At 48.4% G+C, this 221-nt stretch carries 1 tRNA gene; it reads left to right on the forward strand.

The features are described 5' to 3' along the window. The first annotated feature begins 144 nt into the window (after nt 1-144). Nucleotides 145-220 (forward strand) — tRNA-Glu (locus AAEZ18_RS19855). The last annotated feature ends 1 nt before the right edge of the window (nt 221 follow it).

The following is a 221-nucleotide window of genomic DNA, read 5'->3' on the forward strand; positions in this document are numbered from 1 at the left end:
AAAGCTCGCCTGAAACGAGTCTAAAAATTCAGTTGTCCTAGTGACACAGAAAATGTTTCTGAGAAGATAATGCCATTCGCCTCACAGGCTCGGTCTCATCTTACACAGAAATAGCAAATCAATGATTTGCAAACCAATTTCTGCGTCCCCATCGTCTAGAGGCCTAGGACACCGCCCTTTCACGGCGGTAACAGGGGTTCGAATCCCCTTGGGGACGCCAC

Origin of the sequence: Pseudoalteromonas sp. 19-MNA-CIBAN-0066 (assembly GCF_040308705.1) — a bacterium.
Lineage (GTDB): Bacteria > Pseudomonadota > Gammaproteobacteria > Enterobacterales > Alteromonadaceae > Pseudoalteromonas > Pseudoalteromonas nigrifaciens.